General features: G+C 63.6%; 24 protein-coding genes. 17 read left to right on the top strand and 7 right to left on the bottom strand.

What is annotated here, in order from left to right; genetic code table 11:
* Nucleotides 1-2 precede the first annotated feature (2 nt).
* Genes dprA through NKJ18_RS12010 form a run of 4 tightly spaced genes read right to left on the bottom strand, consistent with a single transcriptional unit; the run spans nucleotide 3 to nucleotide 4,037 of the window.
* Nucleotides 3-1,130 carry a DNA-processing protein DprA gene (gene dprA / locus NKJ18_RS12025; RefSeq protein ID WP_352758283.1) on the bottom strand — a complete coding sequence of 376 codons (1,128 nt, stop codon included), beginning with the start codon at nucleotides 1,128-1,130 and terminating at the stop codon, nucleotides 3-5.
* Entirely contained in the window at nucleotides 1,127-1,732 is a 606-nt protein-coding gene (gene plsY, locus NKJ18_RS12020; RefSeq protein ID WP_023706212.1) for a glycerol-3-phosphate 1-O-acyltransferase PlsY, read from the bottom strand. The genes dprA and plsY overlap by 4 nt, the downstream gene beginning before the upstream one ends.
* A gap of 56 nt (nucleotides 1,733-1,788) precedes the next feature.
* The gene (locus tag NKJ18_RS12015) at nucleotides 1,789-3,075 is read right to left on the bottom strand and encodes a dihydroorotase (RefSeq protein ID WP_023706213.1); all 1,287 of its coding nucleotides are present in this window, start codon (nucleotides 3,073-3,075) and stop codon (nucleotides 1,789-1,791) included.
* Entirely contained in the window at nucleotides 3,072-4,037 is a 966-nt protein-coding gene (locus NKJ18_RS12010; RefSeq protein WP_023706214.1) for an aspartate carbamoyltransferase catalytic subunit, read from the bottom strand. Before NKJ18_RS12010 ends, NKJ18_RS12015 begins: the two co-directional genes overlap by 4 nt.
* A 197-nt stretch (nucleotides 4,038-4,234) precedes the next feature.
* On the opposite strand from NKJ18_RS12010, the gene NKJ18_RS12005 reads away from it, so the two are divergent.
* From NKJ18_RS12005 to NKJ18_RS11995, 3 genes are all read left to right on the top strand, one after another.
* On the top strand, nucleotides 4,235-5,863 hold the full coding sequence (locus NKJ18_RS12005; protein WP_023700749.1) for a DNA alkylation response protein: 1,629 nt from the start codon (nucleotides 4,235-4,237) through the stop codon (nucleotides 5,861-5,863).
* Nucleotides 5,864-5,987: 124 nt separating this feature from the next.
* The gene (locus NKJ18_RS12000) at nucleotides 5,988-6,575 is read left to right on the top strand and encodes a hypothetical protein (RefSeq protein ID WP_023726664.1); all 588 of its coding nucleotides are present in this window, start codon (nucleotides 5,988-5,990) and stop codon (nucleotides 6,573-6,575) included.
* Nucleotides 6,575-6,916: a DUF6105 family protein gene (locus NKJ18_RS11995; protein WP_023670995.1), complete on the top strand. Its 342-nt coding sequence runs from the start codon at nucleotides 6,575-6,577 to the stop codon at nucleotides 6,914-6,916. The genes NKJ18_RS12000 and NKJ18_RS11995 overlap by 1 nt, the downstream gene beginning before the upstream one ends.
* Here NKJ18_RS11995 and ruvX read toward each other — a convergent pair.
* Entirely contained in the window at nucleotides 6,834-7,340 is a 507-nt protein-coding gene (gene ruvX, locus NKJ18_RS11990) for a Holliday junction resolvase RuvX (RefSeq protein WP_352758282.1), read from the bottom strand. The two genes, NKJ18_RS11995 and ruvX, sit on opposite strands and share 83 nt — an antisense overlap.
* Before the next feature lie 165 nt (nucleotides 7,341-7,505).
* On the opposite strand from ruvX, the gene NKJ18_RS11985 reads away from it, so the two are divergent.
* The 7 genes from NKJ18_RS11985 (at nucleotide 7,506) to NKJ18_RS11955 (ending at nucleotide 12,437) form a co-directional block, all read left to right on the top strand.
* Nucleotides 7,506-8,213, top strand: coding sequence for a metal-dependent hydrolase (locus tag NKJ18_RS11985; protein ID WP_352758281.1), 708 nt, complete (start codon nucleotides 7,506-7,508; stop codon nucleotides 8,211-8,213).
* Nucleotides 8,214-8,257: 44 nt separating this feature from the next.
* Entirely contained in the window at nucleotides 8,258-8,674 is a 417-nt protein-coding gene (locus NKJ18_RS11980; RefSeq protein ID WP_023670998.1) for a hypothetical protein, read from the top strand.
* Nucleotides 8,675-8,784: 110 nt separating this feature from the next.
* Complete coding sequence (gene gatC / locus NKJ18_RS11975; protein ID WP_023670999.1) at nucleotides 8,785-9,072, top strand: Asp-tRNA(Asn)/Glu-tRNA(Gln) amidotransferase subunit GatC; 288 nt, start codon at nucleotides 8,785-8,787, stop codon at nucleotides 9,070-9,072.
* Nucleotides 9,073-9,079: 7 nt separating this feature from the next.
* Nucleotides 9,080-9,535, top strand: a complete 456-nt coding sequence (locus tag NKJ18_RS11970) for a GNAT family N-acetyltransferase (protein ID WP_023706217.1) — start codon at nucleotides 9,080-9,082, stop codon at nucleotides 9,533-9,535.
* On the top strand, nucleotides 9,535-11,100 hold the full coding sequence (locus NKJ18_RS11965; protein WP_023724367.1) for an amidase: 1,566 nt from the start codon (nucleotides 9,535-9,537) through the stop codon (nucleotides 11,098-11,100). The genes NKJ18_RS11970 and NKJ18_RS11965 overlap by 1 nt, the downstream gene beginning before the upstream one ends.
* 1 nt (nucleotide 11,101) lies before the next feature.
* Nucleotides 11,102-11,632: a hypothetical protein gene (locus NKJ18_RS11960; RefSeq protein ID WP_023724368.1), complete on the top strand. Its 531-nt coding sequence runs from the start codon at nucleotides 11,102-11,104 to the stop codon at nucleotides 11,630-11,632.
* A 7-nt stretch (nucleotides 11,633-11,639) separates the two neighbouring features.
* Nucleotides 11,640-12,437 carry a YdcF family protein gene (locus NKJ18_RS11955; RefSeq protein WP_023693431.1) on the top strand — a complete coding sequence of 266 codons (798 nt, stop codon included), beginning with the start codon at nucleotides 11,640-11,642 and terminating at the stop codon, nucleotides 12,435-12,437.
* Here NKJ18_RS11955 and NKJ18_RS11950 read toward each other — a convergent pair.
* Nucleotides 12,386-13,129: a DUF599 domain-containing protein gene (locus NKJ18_RS11950; protein ID WP_023671004.1), complete on the bottom strand. Its 744-nt coding sequence runs from the start codon at nucleotides 13,127-13,129 to the stop codon at nucleotides 12,386-12,388. The genes NKJ18_RS11955 and NKJ18_RS11950 overlap by 52 nt on opposite strands.
* Before the next feature lie 272 nt (nucleotides 13,130-13,401).
* On the opposite strand from NKJ18_RS11950, the gene NKJ18_RS11945 reads away from it, so the two are divergent.
* The 4 genes from NKJ18_RS11945 (at nucleotide 13,402) to NKJ18_RS11930 (ending at nucleotide 16,847) form a co-directional block, all read left to right on the top strand.
* Nucleotides 13,402-14,805 (top strand): L-serine ammonia-lyase, encoded by a 1,404-nt coding sequence (locus tag NKJ18_RS11945; protein WP_023730130.1) that lies wholly within the window; start codon nucleotides 13,402-13,404, stop codon nucleotides 14,803-14,805.
* A gap of 78 nt (nucleotides 14,806-14,883) precedes the next feature.
* Nucleotides 14,884-15,321 (top strand): DUF1489 family protein, encoded by a 438-nt coding sequence (locus NKJ18_RS11940; protein WP_023671006.1) that lies wholly within the window; start codon nucleotides 14,884-14,886, stop codon nucleotides 15,319-15,321.
* 102 nt (nucleotides 15,322-15,423) lie between these two features.
* Nucleotides 15,424-16,149 carry a hypothetical protein gene (locus NKJ18_RS11935; protein WP_023712359.1) on the top strand — a complete coding sequence of 242 codons (726 nt, stop codon included), beginning with the start codon at nucleotides 15,424-15,426 and terminating at the stop codon, nucleotides 16,147-16,149.
* Nucleotides 16,149-16,847 (top strand): DnaJ domain-containing protein, encoded by a 699-nt coding sequence (locus tag NKJ18_RS11930; protein WP_023730128.1) that lies wholly within the window; start codon nucleotides 16,149-16,151, stop codon nucleotides 16,845-16,847. Before NKJ18_RS11935 ends, NKJ18_RS11930 begins: the two co-directional genes overlap by 1 nt.
* A gap of 46 nt (nucleotides 16,848-16,893) precedes the next feature.
* Here the strand turns inward: NKJ18_RS11930 and NKJ18_RS11925 are convergent, their stop codons facing one another.
* Nucleotides 16,894-18,288, bottom strand: coding sequence for an SPOR domain-containing protein (locus NKJ18_RS11925; protein WP_373420149.1), 1,395 nt, complete (start codon nucleotides 18,286-18,288; stop codon nucleotides 16,894-16,896).
* A gap of 68 nt (nucleotides 18,289-18,356) precedes the next feature.
* On the opposite strand from NKJ18_RS11925, the gene NKJ18_RS11920 reads away from it, so the two are divergent.
* The 3 genes from NKJ18_RS11920 to clpS all read left to right on the top strand — a co-directional run bounded on the left by NKJ18_RS11920 (nucleotide 18,357) and on the right by clpS (nucleotide 19,562).
* Entirely contained in the window at nucleotides 18,357-18,632 is a 276-nt protein-coding gene (locus NKJ18_RS11920) for a hypothetical protein (protein WP_155923319.1), read from the top strand.
* Nucleotides 18,629-18,958 (top strand): phasin family protein, encoded by a 330-nt coding sequence (locus tag NKJ18_RS11915; protein WP_023671011.1) that lies wholly within the window; start codon nucleotides 18,629-18,631, stop codon nucleotides 18,956-18,958. Before NKJ18_RS11920 ends, NKJ18_RS11915 begins: the two co-directional genes overlap by 4 nt.
* Before the next feature lie 277 nt (nucleotides 18,959-19,235).
* Nucleotides 19,236-19,562 carry an ATP-dependent Clp protease adapter ClpS gene (gene clpS / locus NKJ18_RS11910; protein ID WP_023671012.1) on the top strand — a complete coding sequence of 109 codons (327 nt, stop codon included), beginning with the start codon at nucleotides 19,236-19,238 and terminating at the stop codon, nucleotides 19,560-19,562.
* Nucleotides 19,563-19,568: the final 6 nt, after the last annotated feature.

Raw genomic sequence — 19,568 nt, 5'->3', positions numbered from 1 at the left:
TTTCACGAAACCAGTGAGACATTGCCGCCGGCATGGCGCTCGATGCGGCCGGCAAGGTCGAGTTCCAGCAGCACCATGGAGACTTGCGCGGCGTTGAGGCCGGTGTGGCGGATGATCTCGTCCACGCCCACCGGCGTTGGGCCCAGCACCTCGAGCACGCCGCTGCGTTCGTCCTCACCGGGCGGGGGAGTTGCCGAAAAATCGGGTGCCTTTTCTGGCGGCGCAATGCTTCGCGTTCGCGTGCCCGCCAAGGGTGCGATCGCACCGGAAACATCGGCCGCCTCGGTGACCAGGGTGGCGCCGTCCTTGAGCAGCCCGTTGGAGCCGGCGCAGCGCGGATCGAGCGGCGAACCCGGTACGGCAAAGACCAGCCGGCCCATCTCGCCCGCCAGACGCGCGCTGATCAGCGAGCCGGAGCGTTGCGCAGCTTCGATCACCACCAGTCCGAGGGCGGCGCCCGCGACAAGCCGGTTGCGGCGCGGAAAATCCTGCGCCCGCGGCTGCCAGCCGAACGGCATTTCCGAAATGACGGCGCCGCCACGCTCGGCAATGTCGTCGCACAAGCTGATATTTTCGGGCGGGTAGGGGACATCGAGCCCACCGGCCAGCACACCCACTGTACCAGTCGAGAGACTGCCCTGGTGTGCTGCCGTGTCGATGCCGCGCGCCAGGCCGGAAACGATGACGTAGCCGTCGCGGCCAAGATCCGCCGCCAGCATGCGCGCCATCTTGATGCCGGCGAGCGACGCGTTGCGGGCGCCGACGATGGCCACCGCCGGCAGGCGAAAGACGGCTGCCTCGCCCTTCACGGCAATCAATGGCGGCGGATTGTCCATGTTTTTCAGCATCGGCGGGTAGTCGGCCTCGCCGATGCCGACGAAGCGGGCGCCGTTTTCACTGGCTGCGTCGAGTTCCGCTTCGGCTTCCTCCACGGAAGGAATGCGCATGATCCTTTTGGCTCCGCCCGAAATCATCAGCTCGGGCAGCATCTCCAACGCCGCCTCCGCCGAACCAAAGCGGTTGATCAATTCGCGAAACGAGGCCGGGCCGACATTTTGTGTGCGGATCAGCCGCAGCCAGCTCAGCCGCTGCCGGTCGCTGAGGCGCGGCCCGGCGGCGGGCTTGCTCAACCCTTGGCTCCGATCTTGCCTTCGGTGCCGGCAAGAAGGCGCGAAATGTTGGCGCGATGTTTGAAGATGACGATCAGGCTCATCACCAGGAACAGCCCGGCGGTCTCAGGTGTGCTCCAGAAATAAAGCGCGATCGGCACGATGACCGCCGCCGTCAGCGCTGCCAGCGAGGAATAGCGAAACAGAAAAGCCATCGCCAGCCAGACGACGATAAAAATCAGCGCCACATGCCAGCCGAGCGCGATCAGCACGCCGAGATAGGTCGCCACGCCCTTGCCGCCCTTGAAAACGAGCCAGACCGGAAACAGATGGCCAAGGAAGGCGCCAAGGCCCGCCCAGAGTCCAAGGCCGGCCCACAGTCCGTAGTCGTGTCCAAAATGGCGCGCGATCATCACCGCCGCCGTACCCTTCAACGCGTCGAGCACCAGCGTCGCGGCGGCGAGGCCCTTGTTGCCGGTGCGCAGAACGTTGGTGGCGCCGATATTGCCGGAGCCGATTTTGCGCACATCGCCGAGGCCGGCCGCGCGGGTGATCAAGAGGCCGAAGGGAATCGAGCCGAGGAGATAGCCGAACAGCAATGCCAGGATAACGTTATAACTCATTGTTTGCCCCCGCATTTCCCCAGCAACATATCGGTCTGCGACGTGGCGCGATCGCTCTAGCTCGAAAACACTGTGCGGCCCGCCACCAGCGTTTGCAAGACCATGCCTTGCAGCCGCGCACCTTCGAAGCAGGTGTTTTTCGAGCGCGAGCGGATGCCGCTTTCACTCACGATCCAGGGTTCTTCAAGGTCGATCAGCGCAAGATCGGCCGGCGCTCCCGGCTTCAGCGTGCCGCCCGGCAGGCCGAACAGCCTTGCTGGTGCGGTGGACAGTGTTTCGACCAGCCGAAGTAGCGGCACGTCCCCATTGTGGTAGAGCCGAAGCGCTGCTCCAAGCAGCGTCTCCAACCCGATCGCGCCGGCAGCTGCATCGGCGAAGGGAAGGCGCTTGGTGTCGACATCCTGCGGGTCGTGCGAGGAGACGATGATGTCGATCGTGCCGTCCTTGACCGCCTCGATCATGGCCAGCCGGTCTTCCTCCGCGCGCAAAGGCGGCGTCAGCCGGAAGAAGGTGCGGTATTCCCCGACATCGTTCTCGTTCAGCGACAGATTGTGGATCGCCACGCCCGCCGTGACATTGGCCTTGTCGGCTTTCGCGCGCGTCATCGCTTGCGCTGCCATCGCCGTCGAGATCTTGGCCGCGTGGTAGGCGCCGCGCGTCAGCCGTGCCAGCGCCAGGTCGCGCTCCAGCGGGATGGACTCGGCCTCGCGCGGAATGCCGGCAAGGCCGAGCCAGCTGGCATACAGGCCTTCATTCATCACGCCCGCCGAAGCGAGGTCGCCATCCTGTGTCTCATGTGCGATGACGCCGCCGAAATCGCGGGCATAGGTCAGCGCCCGGCGCATCACCAGTGCGCTGGATATTGTGTGCCGCCCATCGGTGAAGGCGACCGCACCGGCCTCGCGCAACAGGCCGAATTCGGTCATCTCGCGACCGGCGAGGCCTTTGGTGATCGCCGCCGCCGGAAAGATGTTGACGCTGGCCGTGTCCCGGGCGGTGCGCAGCACGAATTCGACCAGCGCGACATTGTCGATCACCGGGTCGGTGTCGGGCATCATAACGACGGAGGTGACGCCGCCGGCCGCCGCCGCAACGCTGGCCGAAGCGATGGTCTCGCGATGTTCGCCGCCCGGTTCGCCGATGAAGACGCGCGCGTCGATCAGGCCGGGAATGATCGCCTTGCCGGCGCAGTCGACCACGGTGGCTCCCGCCGGCAGGCCCTGGTTCAGGGCAGCCTTGCCGGCGGCAACGATCTTTTTCCCTTCGACGATGACGGTGCCGACCTCGTCGATGCCGCGTGACGGGTCGACGATGCGGGCGCGCTCAAAGACCGTCGTGCTCATGCGCCGCGGCCCTCTGCATTGCGGCGGGGATCGAGCAGCGCTTCCATGACCGCCATGCGCACGGCCACCCCCATCTCGACCTGTTCCTGGATGACGCTTTGCGGACCGTCGGCGATTTCGGACGCAATCTCGACGCCGCGGTTCATCGGACCGGGATGCATCACCAGCGCGCCGTCCTTGGCGGCCTTCAGCTTTTCGGCATCGAGGCCGAAATAGCGGAAATATTCGCGTACCGAAGGCACGAAGGCGCCTTCCATCCGCTCACGCTGCAGGCGCAGCATCATCACCACGTCGGCGCCCTTGAGGCCCTCGGCCATCGAGCGCGAGACGATGACGCCCATTTTCTCGATGCCGGTGGGCAGCAGCGTCGACGGCGCCACGACCCGCACCTGCGCGCCAAGCGCGTTCAAGAGCATGATGTTGGAACGCGCGACGCGCGAATGCAGGATGTCGCCGCAGATCGCTACGATCAGTTTCGACAGCGGCCCCTTGGCGCGGCGGATGGTCAGCGCGTCGAGCAGCGCCTGCGTCGGGTGTTCATGCGCGCCGTCGCCGGCATTGACCACCGAGCAGCCGACCTTCTGCGCCAAAAGAGCAGCGGCGCCCGCAGACTGGTGGCGGATGATCAGGATGTCGGGGCGCATGGCGTTCAGAGTCATGGCCGTGTCGATCAGCGTCTCGCCCTTCTTCACCGAAGAGCTCGCCACCGACATGTTCATGACGTCGGCGCCGAGCCGTTTCCCGGCCAGTTCGAACGACGACTGCGTGCGCGTCGAGGCTTCGTAGAAGAGGTTGATCTGGGTGCGGCCGCGCAGCGTCGAGGTCTTCTTTTCGGACTGCCGCGAAATGGCGACGGCGCGATCTGCCCGGTCGAGCAGAAGCTCGATGTCACCGGGGGAAAGATCGCGGATGCCCAGAAGATGGCGGTGAGGATAAAGCGGCAGGGACGAAGCGTCGGTCATCTCAAGGCGCTGCTATAGGGGGGAGAATTCCTTGCCGCAAGCGTCAGCTTGGCATTGCGGCCTTTCTCCCCGGTATTTTCGTCGCGCGCGCCGCCTGCCTTGGGCTATATCTAGCCGATTGCTTCGGATTCGAAGCCTCGTGATGATAAGTGCCTTTCTAGCGTTAGAAGGCCCTTCTACTTTCAGAAGGATTGGGCGTGACCGACGACGTGACCAACCAGCCGCCGCCGCTGACGGGCGGCAACGCCTGGCGGGGCGATCCGTTGCTGATCCAGCTTGCCGAGCGTTTTTCCGATCCGGTGCGCAAGGACCTCGACGGGCTTGGCCGGTTCGTCCTGACGCAGGAGGCGCAGGAGCTGGCGCGCCTCGCTAATGTCGAGACGCCGAAGCTCCGCACGCATGACCGTCAGGGCCGGCGCATCGACCTCGTCGAATTCCATCCGGCCTATCATGCGCTGATGCGCCGCTCGGTTGCCGGCGGCCTGCATTCCTCGATCTGGGAAAACGGCGATAGCGAGATCGGCCGTCGCCATCAGGTGCGCGCCGCGCGTTTCTACCTGACCGCCGAACTCGAGACCGGGCATCTCTGCCCCATCACCATGACCAGCGCTTCGCTGGCCGCCCTGATGGCCAGCCCAAAGCTGTTTCGCGAATGGGCGCCGCGCGTGACGACGCGCAAATACGACCAGAGTCAGAAGCCGCCGGTCGACAAGACCGGGCTGACGCTCGGCATGGGCATGACCGAAAAGCAGGGCGGCACCGACGTGCGCGCCAACACCACACGGGCCGAACGCGCCGGCAGCGGCTTTTATCGCCTCACCGGCCACAAATGGTTCATGTCGGCGCCGATGTCGGACGCTTTTCTCGTGCTTGGACAGGCGCCTGAAGGGCTTTCCTGCTTTCTCGTCCCGCGCATCCTCGGCGACGGTTCCGGCAACGGCTTCCGCTTTCAGCGGCTGAAGGACAAGCTCGGCAACCGCTCCAACGCCTCATCGGAGGTAGAGTTCGTCAACGCCATCGGCGAGATGGTCGGCGAGCCCGGCGCCGGCATAAAGACGATCATGGACATGGTCACGCTGACCCGGCTCGACTGCGCCGTCGCCTCGTCGGCAATCATGCGGGCGGGGCTGGCTGAGGCCGTGCATCACGCCCGTCACCGCCAGGTGGCCGGCTCGACGCTGATCGAACAGCCGCTTATGCAGCGCGTGCTGGCGGACATGGCGCTCGATGTCGCCGCCGCCACGGCACTCTCGTTCCGACTGGCGCGCTCCTTCGACGAGGCTGCCGGCGACCGCGGCGAGGCTGCTTTTGCCCGCGCCATGACCCCGGTGGTCAAATACTGGGTCTGCAAGATCGCGCCGCCACTGCTCTATGAGGCGATGGAGTGCCTCGGCGGCAATGGCTATGTCGAGGAAGCGCCGCTCGCCCGCTACTACCGCGAAGCCCCGGTCAATGCGATCTGGGAGGGCTCAGGCAATGTCATGGCGCTCGACGTGCTGCGCGTGCTCGGCCGCGCGCCCGGCCTGTTCGAGGAGGTGCTGGCCGGCATCGACCGCGATCTCGGCGCCGGCGGACGCGGAACCATTGGCGTGCTCAAGGCGGCCATGCAGGTCGCCGGCACCGATGAGGGGTCGGCCCGCCTGCTGACCGAACAGCTGGCGCTGTCGGCGGCAGCTGCGGAATTGCGCCGGCTGGGGGCAGGGCGGATTGCGGACGCCTTCGTCGAGACGCGGCTCGCCGGCCAGTGGCGCAACACCTATGGCATGCTCGATTCGCGCCACGATGCGCGCATGATCATCGACACGCTCTATCCGCCGGTGAATTGAGGGCCTTCCGCCAGGCCGTGAACGAATTTGCCTGCCTGTGGACAGCCGTTAACCTTAACGAATGGTTTCCGTTGCAGCCGCAGGCCGCAGACCCCACTGTCTTTGTCACCAAAGCAGGAATGCCATGCGGCACATTTTGACGTCCTTTCTGGCCTTGCACTGGGCGCTGGTTTTCGCCCTGCTGGCGTTCATCTGTGTCGATGGAAACCGCGGCGTTGCGGGCGCTCTGGGCGTGCTCGGCGTCGTCGTGGAAAACACTCGTCTGGCCGATCTCGACAATGCTGCCGTCGTGGCGCCGCTGGCCATCGCCTTGCTGGTCGTGGCGGTGCTGTTTTGCTGGGTCTTCGTCGAGAGCCTGGTTAACGCCGCAGCGAGCCCGGACGAAGCCGACAGTGTGGCGCGGACCGCCTTCATTTCGGCATCCGCGGTGTTGTCGCTCATCCTGATCGGCGGCGCAGCGCGAGGCATCAACGGCCTGTTTTTGGTTGTCGCCGTGCAATTGGCGGCACTTCTGGCCTCCTATGTCGCCATGCTGGCCGAGCGGAGGTCGGTCTTCGCTGTCATGGTTTCTCGGGAGGCAGAGAGCCGCGCCACCGCCCATGCCATGGCCAAGGGTGCCGCGCACGGCTCCTTGCTGTCGCGCATTTCCGGCCGTCCGGACATTGGTCCCAGCGGTCGCAGAGGCGGCTCCAGCCGCAGGGACGGTCACTGATGCGCACGCTGTTCGCATTGTGGGCCGCGCCACTCGCTCTGTTCTGGGGCTGGTTCTTCCTGTCGCTCAACGACATCAATTTCGGCTACGTCATGCTCAGCCGGCAGCTGCATGATTTCGTGTTTCAGCTCTACGGGCAGATGCTGGGCATCGATCCGGCGATCATTCCGGGCATGGTGGCAAGGGCCTGCATCTTCGACGGCTTCCTGCTGATGGCATTGTGGGCGTTTCGCCGCCGCCGCAACATTATGGCCTGGGTCAGGCGGCAGGCGGGGAATCCGGTTCCGTCCGATCGCGTGGGTCAAGCGACTGGAGCCGGTCCAGAACTCCCTGCAGAATAAAGGCCGCAGCCGCCGAATCGATCTTGCCGGCGCGCTTTCGGCGCGAGAAATCCATCTCGATCAGCGTCCGCTCCGCCGCCACCGTCGACAGCCGCTCGTCCCACAGCACAAAGGGCAGGTCGGTTATACCTGCCATGTTGCGCACGAAGGCGCGCGACTTCTGGGCGCGGGGACCTTCCGAACCGTCCATGTTGATGGGGAGACCGAGTACAAACGCGCCGACATTGTCCTTCTTCAGCTGGGCGAGCAGCGCTGCCGCATCCAGCGAAAACTTTTTGCGCAGGATGACCGCGCGCGGATGGGCGAAGGACAGGCCGCGGTCGGAAACGGCGACACCGATCGTCTTGTCGCCGAGGTCGAGCCCGGCCAGCGTCCTGCCGCCCTCCAGCCGTGCCGGCAGATCCTCGATTGCTATGATGCCCAACGGCTTTCCCCAACCAGTTTTACCGTGACCCAGTCTAACCGTGACCCAGACTTGCCGTCACAAAGAGCGCGACACGTTCTTTTGAACCGCGAGCACACTATGTCACTTTAATTTTGCTGCCGGCGTTCTATCTTCCGGCGCAACCAAAATCGAGGAACACGATCGATGAAATTGACCTGGTACGGACATTCCGCCTTCCGCGTCGAGACATCAGGCGCGACCATCCTGATCGACCCCTATCTCGTCGGCAACCCATCATGGACGAGCGGCTGGGAGGGGCCGGCGGAAGGCGTCACCCATGTGCTTCTGACCCACGGCCACAGTGACCATGTCAGCGGCGCGGTGGAGGTGCTGAAGAAGAGCGACGCCCAGCTGGTCGCCAATTACGAGATCTGCATGTACCTGGTCGGCAAGGGCGTCGACGGCAAGAAGATCAATCCCGGCAATCATGGCGGCACCGTCGAATGCGGTGCCTTCACCACCACATTCGTGCAGGCACTGCATTCCTCGTCGTTTGGGCTCGATGGCGGCCAGAACGTCTACCTCGGCAATCCCAACGGGCTGGTCCTGCATTTCCCGGAGGACAAGACGCTCTACCATATGGGCGACACCGACATCTTCTCCGATATGGCGCTGATCGAGGAATTGCATGAGCCGAAGATCGGCCTCGTGCCGGTCGGCGACCGCTTCACCATGGGCGGCGCGGTGGCGGCCCTGGCCTGCCGGCGCTTCTTCCACTTCGACACCGTCGTGCCATGCCACTTCGGCACCTTCCCGATCATCGACGCGACGGCGGAGAAGTTCGTGGCCGGCCTCGAAGGATCAGGTGTCGACGTAGCCTTGCCAGCCATCGGCCAAACGATCACACTATAGAGCGATCGTTGAAACGATCCCTTGTCGCAAAGGGGAATTAAACCATGGGTTTGAGAGAGACTCTTTGCGTTTCGATGCTGGTCGCTGCGTCGCCCGCATCCGCCGCCGAGGACTTCATCAAGGGCGTTTACCTCCAGACCCAGGAGCTTTGCGCGCAAGCCAAAAAGGACACGCTGCAGACGCTGATCGACACCGGCAATGTCATCTTGTCGGCGGACGGCCTGCAAAGCGTCGAGTATAATTGCGAGTTCGTCCAGGTCACCAAGGCGACGCGCTCGCCGAGCTGGGCGGTCACTGCCATCTGCCAGGAGCCGGGCTTTCTCTTTCCCGATATACTGTCGATCACGCAGATGAACGCGACCCAAATCGACATCGTCTCGGTGCGCCCGACCGCCGACGAAGGCGAGCAGGCCGGCAATGGCGGCAGCTATTATCTGTGCGAGGGTGTATCGCTGCCCTAGGCTGAAATGCCGCCCTGGCATGAACAGGGCTCTTCCCCAAGCACGATCGATGTTGCGCGGCACGCGCCACGCCGCTATAGCGCCATCTGGTTTTCCCAAAGGCTAAAGACATGTCCGTTGATCTGCAAACTGTGAAGCGCGTCGCGCGTCTCGCCCGCATTGCGGTGAGCGAGGAGGATGCCGAGCGCATGACCGGCGAGCTGAACGCCATTCTGGGCTTTGTCGAGCAGCTGAACGAGGTCGATGTCTCCGGCGTCGAACCGATGACATCGGTGACGCCGATGGAGATGAAGAAGCGCCAAGACATCGTCACCGACGGCAACAAGGCTGCCGATATCGTCGCCAACGCGCCGGCCACTGACGAGAATTTCTTCCTCGTGCCGAAGGTCGTGGAGTAGCTGGCCGATGGCAATCGAGATCGCCATCGAAACGCCGCTGCAGGACGATGTCCGCGCTTTGGTCGAGGAGCTCAACGCGACGCTGCTCGAACTGACGCCGCCGGAGCATTGCTACCATCTGACGGTCGAGCAGATGGCCGGCGACGACACCACCGTGTTCATCGCCCGCGACGACGGGCAAGCCATCGGCTGCGGCGCGCTGAAGCGCCATGATGCCCGCGTCGGTGAGGTCAAGCGCATGTACACGCGGCCTTCGCATCGGGGCAGGAAGATCGGCGCCAAGATCGTCGAACATGTCGAAACGCTAGCGCGCAGCGAAGGGCTGAAGCGTCTGGTGCTGGAAACCGGCGACCGCCATCCCGCCGCCTGGACCGTCTATGAACGCGCCGGCTTCTCGCGCTGCGGGCCGGTGCTGGATTATCCCGATTCCGAGTGGTCGGTGTTTTACGAAAAGAGCCTTTGATGAGCGAACTGACCCATCTGACGATTTCGCAGGCGCGCGCCAAGCTGCGCGCCAAGGAGATTTCGGCCGTCGAAATCACCGAGGCCTATCTCGGTGCCATCGAGCGCGCCAATCCGGTGCTCAATGCCTACATCGTCGTCACCGGCGACAAGGCGCGCGATATGGCCAAAGCTTCCGACGCCAGGCTGGCCAAGGGCCATGGCGGTGCGCTGGAAGGCATCCCGCTCGGCATCAAGGACCTGTTCGGCACCGAAGGTATCCACACCCAGGCCTGCAGCCATGTGCTCGACGGCTTCAAGCCGCGCTACGAATCGACCGTCACCGCCAATCTGTGGGCAGACGGCGCCGTCATGCTGGGCAAGCTTAACATGGACGAGTTCGCCATGGGCTCGTCCAACGAGACCTCCTATTACGGCCCTGTCGTCAATCCATGGCGGCGTTCGCGCCTCGACACGGTGGTGATGCCGACCACGCATCAGGGCGATGGCGGTTTCGTTTCGGCCGGCGGCACCAAGACCGCGCGCACGCTGGACAATGCCCAACTGGTGCCGGGGGGCTCGTCGGGGGGCTCGGCTTCCGCCGTCTCGGCTTTCCTGTGCGCCGGCGCCACCGCCACCGACACCGGCGGCTCGATCCGCCAGCCAGCCGCCTTCACCGGCACCGTCGGCATCAAGCCGACCTATGGCCGCTGCTCGCGCTGGGGCATCGTCGCCTTCGCTTCGTCGCTCGATCAGGCGGGCCCGATCGCCCGGGACGTGCGCGATGCCGCGATCATGCTGAAGTCCATGGCCTCGGTCGACGCCAAGGACACCACTTCCGTCGACCGGCCGGTGCCGGATTACGAGGCGGCGATCGGCAAACCGATCAGGGGCATGAAGGTCGGCATTCCCCGGGAATACCGCGTCGACGGCATGCCGGAAGAGATCGAGGCGCTGTGGCAGAAGGGCATTGCCTGGCTCAGGGATGCCGGCGCCGAGATCGTCGACATTTCGCTGCCGCACACCAAATATGCTTTGCCGGCTTATTATATCGTAGCGCCTGCCGAAGCGTCATCCAATCTGGCGCGCTATGACGGCGTCCGCTATGGCTTGCGCGTGCCGGGCCAGGACATTGTCGACATGTACGAAAAGACCCGGGCCGCCGGGTTCGGTCAAGAGGTCAAGCGTCGCATCATGATCGGCACCTATGTGCTGTCGGCAGGCTATTACGATGCCTACTATCTGCAGGCGCAGAAGGTGCGCAATTTGATCAAGCGCGACTTCGAGACGGTTTTTGCCGACGGCGTCGACGTCATCCTGACGCCGGCGACGCCGTCGGCCGCCTTCGGCATCGCTGACGAGGACATGGCCGCCGATCCGGTCAAAATGTACCTCAACGACATTTTCACGGTGACCGTGAACATGGCCGGACTGCCGGGCATTGCCGTGCCTGCCGGCCTCGATGCCAAGGGCCTGCCGCTCGGCCTGCAGCTGATTGGCCGTCCCTTCGACGAGGAAACCCTGTTCCAGACAGCCGCCGTCATCGAGCAGGCGGCGGGAACCTTCCAGCCGGAGAAGTGGTGGTAGCATGCCGCCTCCGTGTCGCATTTCCATCGTCGAGACGGGAAACGAACTGCTGATCACGAACCCGCCACGCACCTCGGATTTCAGGACAGTCTTTGTCCTGATCGGGGCCGCGATCGTCGCCTACACCGGCTACATGGGATTGACGGATATGTCGTCCGCAACGCTCACCAGCGGCACGCTCGGCCTGCTGTCCTTCGTGGCGGTCATTGCCCTCTTCACCTATTTCCTGGGCAAGGATTTCATCTGGCGGGTGTTCGGCAGGGAAACCCTGCGGCTGACCGACACTGCAGCCGTGCGCTCGGTGAGGGGTTCCTTGCGAAATCGGTGGTCACTGCCTTTGAAAGGGCATCTTAGGGTCGAAATCCTCGACCATACCTATCCCACGGACGAAGTGGGACTGTCGGAAGTCATCAGCTTGACTAACGCGAACGGCGTCCTTGTTTTCGGCAGGGAGTTAAGCCGCCTCGAAGCGGAAGCGGTAGCGAGTGCGGTCGAGCACTTCACCGGCCGTCACAATTTGAGCTGGAGATAGGCAGGCAATGTTCTTCTATCTCTCCAAGGTATTCTGGTTCTTCGTCCAACCACTCAACCTGGCGATCTTCCTGCTGCTTGCCGGCTTGCTCGCGGCGCTGATCGGCCGCCGGCGATTGGCGGCGACGGGCAGTGTGTTCGCCTTCCTGATTCTGGCGCTGTCGGCCTGGACGTCGCTTGGCGCCATGATGCTCAATCCGCTCGAAGAGCGCTTCCCAAAGCCGCCGCTGCCGCGGAAGGTCGACGGCATTGTCGTGCTCGGCGGCGGCTTCGAGGGCGCCATCAACTTGGCGCGCGGCGGCTATGAGCTGAATTCCGGCGGCGACCGCATGGTCGAGGCGGCGATCCTTGCCCGGCGCTTTCCCGAGGCGAAAGTGGTTATCTCGGGCGGCACCGGTGAACTGTTCATCGATGGCGAGGGGGATGCGGCCACCGCGCCGCGGCTGCTCGGTGCGCTTGGCGTCGACGCCGATCGCCTGATGCTCGAGAGCAAATCCCGCAACACCTATGAGAATGCCGTCTTCACCAAGGAACTGGTAACGCCGAAATCGGGCGAAACCTGGCTGCTGGTGACCTCCGCCTTCCACATGCCGCGCGCCAAGGCGCTGTTCGACAAGGCCGGCTTTCACACGGTCCCGTGGCCGGTCGACTATCGCACCTCGGGCAAGGAAGGCTTTGGCCTGTTTCGCGACAACGCACCCGATTCGCTGCAGACCACGACCATGGCGATCCGCGAGTGGATCGGGCTCGCCGCCTATTGGCTGTCGGGCCGGATCGACCAGCTTTTCCCCGGCCCGGGCGGCTGACCGATCACGGCTTGCCTTGCGGCGGAAAAGAACTGACGCCGCACCAGCACTGCCAGTAGCAGCAGCGTCGACAGCACGAACACGATCGGGTCGACGAACCAGCCGAGATAGCCGATCGAGAAGAACACCGCGCGCAGGCCTGAATTGAAATGCTTGCCGGCCAGCATGTTCATGCGCGCCGCGCGCCACACCGCCGTTTCGCTGACCGGGTTGCGTGACGCCTCGCCATAGGGGATCGGCACCGCGCCGATCAGGATCGTGCAGTAGTTGAAGAGACGGTAGGCCCAGCCGAACTTGAAGAAGGCGAAGGCCAGGATCAGGACCAGACCAAAGACCTTGATCTGAAAGGCGGAGCGCGATGAGGTCGCGTTCAACGGCAGGTCGTTCAGCACGGCAAGGACCTGATCCGAGGCGCCAAGCAGCGCGAAACAGCCACCGAGCGCAATCAGCGAACTGGAGGCGAAAAAGGCGGTGCCTTGCTGCAGGCCGCTCATGATGGCGGTGTCGACGATGCGGATTTCGCGCTCGGCCATGGTGCGCATCCAGGCCTCGCGCTGCACGTTCATGGCCATCGTCAACGACACCCGGCTGACCAGTCTGCCGTCGGACGCCAGCGTATGCAGCAACCATGCGAGCAGGAAAAAAGCCAGCGCCGCCAGATCAGCCGTCGACAGATGGAAGGAATCGCCCATGCCCCCTTTTACCACAGGCAAAGCGGTCAGTTCGATGCTCCAAAGCATGTCGCCCAGAAGTGAGCTGCGGTTCTGGGACAACCACATGCATTAAAACAAGAACTTAAAGCGCGTCGCATGAATCCGTTTCAGCGCGACGCGCTTTCAGCCGGGGATGTCGCTGCCGGAGCAAACAAGGTCGGCAGGTGCAGCGCCGCAATCCGCAAAACAGCACAAACATCATGGAAAGTCCTATATGTAGGTCTTGATCCCATTCCCGGAGACGGCGCAGCGTGTTTCTTTCGGTTTTCGACTTGTTCAAGATCGGCATCGGACCGTCGAGTTCGCACACGATGGGACCGATGACAGCGGCGCGGCGGTTTCTCGACGAGATCGCCGGCGATGACTGGCCGCGCCCGGCCGGCGTCAAGGTCGATCGCATTGGCGCCAGCCTGCACGGCTCGCTCGCCTATACCGGTATCGGCCATGGCTCGGATCGCGCCGTTGTCCTCGGACTTGCTGGCCTGACACCGCAGACGGTCGATCCCGATCAGGCCGAGGGAATCGCCACGCGCATCGCCGCCGAGAAGCGGATATCGCCACGCGGCCATCCCTCCTATCGCTTCGATCCGGCGACGGATCTGGTGCTCGACCGCAAGACGCCGCTCACCGGCCACGCCAACGGCATGGCCTTCTACGCTTACGATGCCGGCGACCGGCTGCTGCTCAAGCGCATCTACTATTCCATCGGCGGCGGCTTCGTGGTGTCCGAGGAAGAGCTGCAGCGGATGAAGGTGAAGGGCTCGGTGACCACAGAAGGCAAGAAGGTGCCCTATCCCTTCAAGAATGCCGTCGAGATGCTGAAGATGGCAGGCAAAAGCGGCCTGTCTATCGCCGACATGAAGCGCATCAATGAAGAGACGCATATGTCGCGCGAGGAGCTCGACAGCGGCCTTGATGCGATCTGGGGCGCCATGAAGGGCTGCATCGACCGCGGCCTGTCGCAGGACGGCATCATGCCGGGCGGGCTGAAAGTGCGCCGTCGTGCCCGCATGCTGCACGACAAGCTGCAGGAGCAATGGCAGCAGAACAAGCCCAACCCTTTGCTGGCCAATGACTGGCTGTCGATCTACGCCATGGCGGTGAACGAAGAGAACGCCGCCGGTGGACGCGTCGTCACCGCGCCGACCAATGGCGCGGCCGGCACATTGCCGGCGGTGCTGCGTTACTGGCTGCATTTCCACCCCGAGGCCGACCAGCCGAGCATCCGCGACTTCCTGCTCACGGCCGCCGCCGTCGGCGGCATCATCAAGACCAATGCCTCGATCTCCGGCGCCGAGGTCGGCTGCCAGGGCGAGGTCGGTTCGGCCTCGGCGATGGCTGCCGCGGGTCTCTGCGCCGTCATGGGCGGCACGCCCGAGCAGGTCGAGAACGCCGCCGAAATCGCGCTCGAACATCATCTCGGCATGACTTGCGATCCAGTCGGCGGTCTGGTCCAGGTGCCTTGCATCGAGCGCAACGCGCTCGGCGCCGTCAAGGCGGTCACCGCCGCCTCTCTGGCGATCAAAGGCGACGGCGTCCATTTCGTGCCGCTCGACGCCGCGATCGAAACAATGCGCCAGACGGGCCTCGACATGAACGAGAAGTACAAGGAAACCAGCCTTGGTGGGCTCGCCGTCAATGTCGTGGAATGCTGACCGTGCAACGCCACTGGCACTGTGGAGAAGTCGGGCAGGGCCGTTGACGCAATCGCGCGCCAGACTAAACCTTAAGCGATGGCACTCAATCTCCTAAAACTGTGCGTCGGTTGCGACAGCGTCGAGGACCTCGAAGAATGGATCGCCTTCCGCCTCGATGAGCGCCGCCGCGCCGGCGAACCCGCCGAGCACTGGCACACCACCCGCATGGTGCCGACGCGCGGCGCCGAGGTCACCGATGGCGGTTCGCTTTATTGGGTGATCAAGGGCAGCGTGCAATGCCGCCAGCTGATCACTGATATCAGGCCCTTCACGGACGACGAAGGCATCGGCCGTTGCCGCCTGATGCTCGACCTCGACGTCGTGCGCACCGACTGGCAGCCGCGCCGCGCCTTCCAGGGCTGGCGTTATCTCAAACCTTCGGATGCGCCCGCAGATATCGGCAAGGGCAAGGCCGGAATGGTCGAGATGCCGCCGAAACTGAAGCGCGAGCTCGCCGATCTGGGCTTGCTGTAGAGCCAAGGGCGCGGCCGCTTCTCCCAGAGCGTCGAGCGCTGGCCCTTCATCTTGTCCAAGGCTGGACTTGCAAGGGGCCGACAACGCCACATCTTGCTTCTTATGAGCGACAAGAAGCAGCGCGTGCCCGCAAGGGCCAGTCCTGCGCCGGTCAAGCCTCAATCCAATGCCGGCGAGATCGACGCCTTTATCCGTCAGGCCCGGACGCTTGTCGCGACCGGCACGGGCCGGCTGATCCTTGCCCTCGACGCAACGATGAGCCGCCAGCCGACCTGGGATGTCGCCGCCAAGCTGCAGGGCGAGATGTTCGACGCCGTTGGCAAGGCCGGCACCCTCAGTGTCCAATTGGCCTATTTTCGCGGGTTGGGCGAGTGCCGCTCGTCGGCTTTTGTCGCCGACACCAATGCCCTGAAGCAGCTGATGACGCGGATCGACTGCCGTGCCGGCCACACCCAGATCGGCAAGGTGCTGGCGCATGCGCTGAAGGAAACGGCGGCGGCCAAGGTCAATGCTCTGGTCTATATCGGCGACGCCATGGAAGAGGATATCGACGACCTGGCGCAGAAGGCCGGCAGCCTCGGTCTGCACGGCGTTCCCGTCTTCGTCTTCCAGGAAGGCCATGATCCCGGCGCAGAAAAGGCGTTCAAGGAGATTGCGCGGCTGTCCAAAGGGGCTTGGTTCCGATTTGATCGGCGGGCTGCCGCGACCTTGGCCGGGCTGCTTTCGGCGGTTGCCGTCTATGCGACCGGCGGATTGAAGGCGCTCGAGGCAAGGGACAGGCCGGGAGACCGGCTGCTGATCGAGCATCTCAGGGGCGGCGGGAATTGATGGGCGCTATCATTGCACTTGTTGCACTGTTTCTGGTGCTGCTCGGCGCGGCGACGATCTTTGTCCGTGCCGATGCGCAAAAACTGGCAAGCGGCATGCGCACGCTCGGGCCGGTGCTTCTGGCGCTGGTTGGCCTTGCCGTGCTGGTGGTCGGGCGCGAAGGCATTGCCGGCCTCATCCTGGCCGCGGCCCTTGCCTGGTACGGGTCGATGCGAATGAAGCGGCCGTCGGTCGGGCCGGCGCCCGGCAAGCGCTCAACGGTGCGGACCGCCGCACTGGAAATGGAGCTTGATCACGATACGGGCGGGCTTGAAGGCCTGGTTCTGGCCGGCCGCCATGAAGGCAAGATGCTGGGCGCGATGGGCCTGGCCGAGCTGCAGCAGCTTTACCGCGAACTCCCCGGCGACCCGGAGAGCCGCCAGCTCCTAGAGACGTATCTTGACGGCCGTTTTCCCGTCTGGCGCAACGACGCTGAGGCGAACGGTGGCGAAGGGCTGGGTGTTGCGCCAGGTGCGGGCGCCATGACTAAGGAGGAGGCCTACAAGATCCTTGGTCTTGAAGCGGGGGCCGCCGCGGCGGATGTCCGCAAGGCGCACCGCCGCCTGATGCAGCGCCTGCACCCCGACATCGGCGGCACGTCTTTCCTGGCGGCGCGGATCAACGAAGCCAAGGACGTCTTGCTCTCCAATCACAACTAGTCTCCTTCGACGCAGTAAATTTCCGGGAGATGGTTCCGACGCCGCCCTACTGTTGGACGGCGTAGCAGGCGATTTTCTTTTTCTTCAGGGCATTGCAGGCATTCCAGGCCGCATCCTTCGAGCGGAAGCCGCCGAACCGGGCACGGTAATAGGTCTCGCCATCCTTTTCGAAGGCGACGGTGAAACCGGAAGCAGCCCCAAGAACTTTGGGCGCCAGCTTGGCGGTCTTGTCGAGGAAAGCCTGGGCTTCGGACTGCTTGGGCGACGACGCCACCTGCACCGCCCAACCAGCCGGCACCGAGGCCGTGTTGACCGGGTCGACCGCCTGTGGGGATACAGGCGTGGGTTCGGCATAGGCAGCCACAATCTGCGCAGTTTCGACCTTCGGCGCCGTCACGATGACGGTCTTGACCTTCCTGGTCTTGACGACGGGGGCGGGCTCTTCGACCGCGGCCACCGTCTGTTCGTCGGCAGACTGGCCTTCAGCAGACTGCTCGTCAGCGGATGTCGGATCGTCATTGGACGCCACGGCATCGTCTTCAACGATCGGCTTGCCATCCGGCGTCGGCGCGTCATGCTTGGGCAGGAAGACCTTGGCCAGCGCCTTGACCGGATTGTCGCCGCCGGCCTTGGCGACCAGGGCGCCGCCGCCGCGGGTCGATGCGCGCGGCATGTAGGCGTTGATCAGGCCGGCCATCTGGTTGTCGCGGCTGCGCCCCGAAGTGCCGCCCATGACGACGGCGACGAGGCGGCGGTTGCCATCCGAAACCGACGAGACGAGGTTGAAGCCGGAGGCGCGGGTATAGCCGGTCTTGATGCCGTCGACGCCCTTGATGCGGCCGAGCAGACGGTTGTGGCCATTGATGCGCTGGCGGCCGTAAAGGAAGGAGCGCTGCGAGAAATAGCCGTAATACTGCGGATAATGTTCCCTGAGCGCTATGCCAAGCATCGCCATGTCGTGGGCGGTTGTGAACTGGCCGGGATCGGGCAGGCCGTTGGCATTGCGAAACACGGTGCCGTCCATGCCGAGCGCGCGCGCCTTAGCGGTCATCATGCGGGCGAAATTGCTTTCGCTGCCGCCGAGCAGTTCGCCGAGCGCGGTCGCCGAATCATTGGCCGACTTGGTCACCATCGACAGGATGGCGGTCTCGACCGAAACCGCTCCGCCCGCCTTGACGCCGAGCTTGGTCGGCGGTTCGGCCGCCGCTTTGGCCGAGAACGGCACGGGCGTGTTCCTGCTGATCCGGCCCTTCGCCATGGCCTCGAAGGTCAGATAGAGCGTCATCATCTTGGTCAGCGACGCCGGGTAGCGCCGGCCGTTGGCATCGGACGAATAAAGCACCTTGCCGGTCTTGGCGTCGACGACGATCGCCGAAGACCTGGCGGCCATCGAGGACGCGGCATCCGCAACGACAAATGACATCGCCAAAGCGAGGATCATGATCGTTTTGAGGGAAGATGCGGATTTTGAACCGAAGACCGACAACGCCTGACGCACTGATAGTTCCTTTGAAACTCATTGCACTGGAGGCGGCAAAGGGATCCGACCTCACTTGTTGTCAAACTATCGCAGCCAGCGTTACCAATCCGTTTATGGTAACCGGCGCGTTCACCATTTTCCTCGGGCTTGAGCCTTTCTTTATTCGAATTTTAGCTGATGCCGGCGCAGCGCGGCCTGATGCCGCTGAAATCTTGACTTTTGTGCAGCGCACAATATATTCTCGTGCATTGCACAACCGCGCTCAGGCAAGGGCGCTTCAAAACGCCAAGGGAAACGTCAAATGACCCAGACCTACGAGGACTTCTCGAAATACGGCAAGGAGTTTGCCGATACCGGATTGAAGAGCTTCACCTCGCTCTCCAAGGGCGCGCAGGCGATCGCCACTGAAGCTGGCGAATACACCAAGAAGAGCTTCGAAGCCGGCAGCGCCGCGGTCGAAAAGCTGTTCTCCGCCAAGTCGCTGGAAAAGGCGGTCGAGATCCAGTCCGACTTCGCCAAGCAGAGCTATGAGAGCTTCGTTGCCGAGGCGACCAAGTTCGGCGATCTCTATGCCGATCTCGCCAAGGAGGCTTACAAGCCCTTCGAATCGATTGTCGCCAAGGCGAAGTAATTTCGCTCGAGAATACCAGGCACGGCCTTTCGGGCTTGCAAAACAGACCCGGTCGCGGATGCGCGGCCGGGTTTTTTCATGCCGGTTTCAATTCCGGGGCTTTGGCGGTTCACGATTTTGAAAATCGCCTCGGTTTGCCCACCTAGCCATATTGTCAGCTAACAAGAAGGGCTTAAAATCGTCCATCGAACACCTACATATCGAACTCGCCATGGGGATTCGAAAGAGGCAGGATTACGTGACTTCAGGTTTGACTGCCACAACAAGCGTGGTGCGGATGCAAAGTGACGGCGACGGCAATGAGGCCGGTCGCGGCACAGCCGTCATTACGCGCACGAAGACCAAGACCAAGAAGCCCAGCCTTTACAGGGTCCTCATCCTCAACGACGACTATACGCCCATGGAGTTCGTGGTTCACGTCCTGGAGCGTTTTTTTCAAAAGGACCGCGAAGCCGCCACACGCATCATGCTTCATGTTCACAATCATGGGGTGGGCGAGTGCGGGGTCTATACATTCGAGGTGGCCGAGACCAAAGTGTCTCAGGTCATGGATTTCGCCCGACAGAATCAGCATCCGCTGCAATGCGTGATGGAGAAGAAGTGAGGTAAC

Source organism: Mesorhizobium sp. M0217 (genome assembly GCF_040321955.1).
Classification (GTDB): Bacteria; Pseudomonadota; Alphaproteobacteria; order Rhizobiales; family Rhizobiaceae; genus Mesorhizobium.
This window is presented reverse-complemented; position numbering and strand designations above follow the sequence as displayed.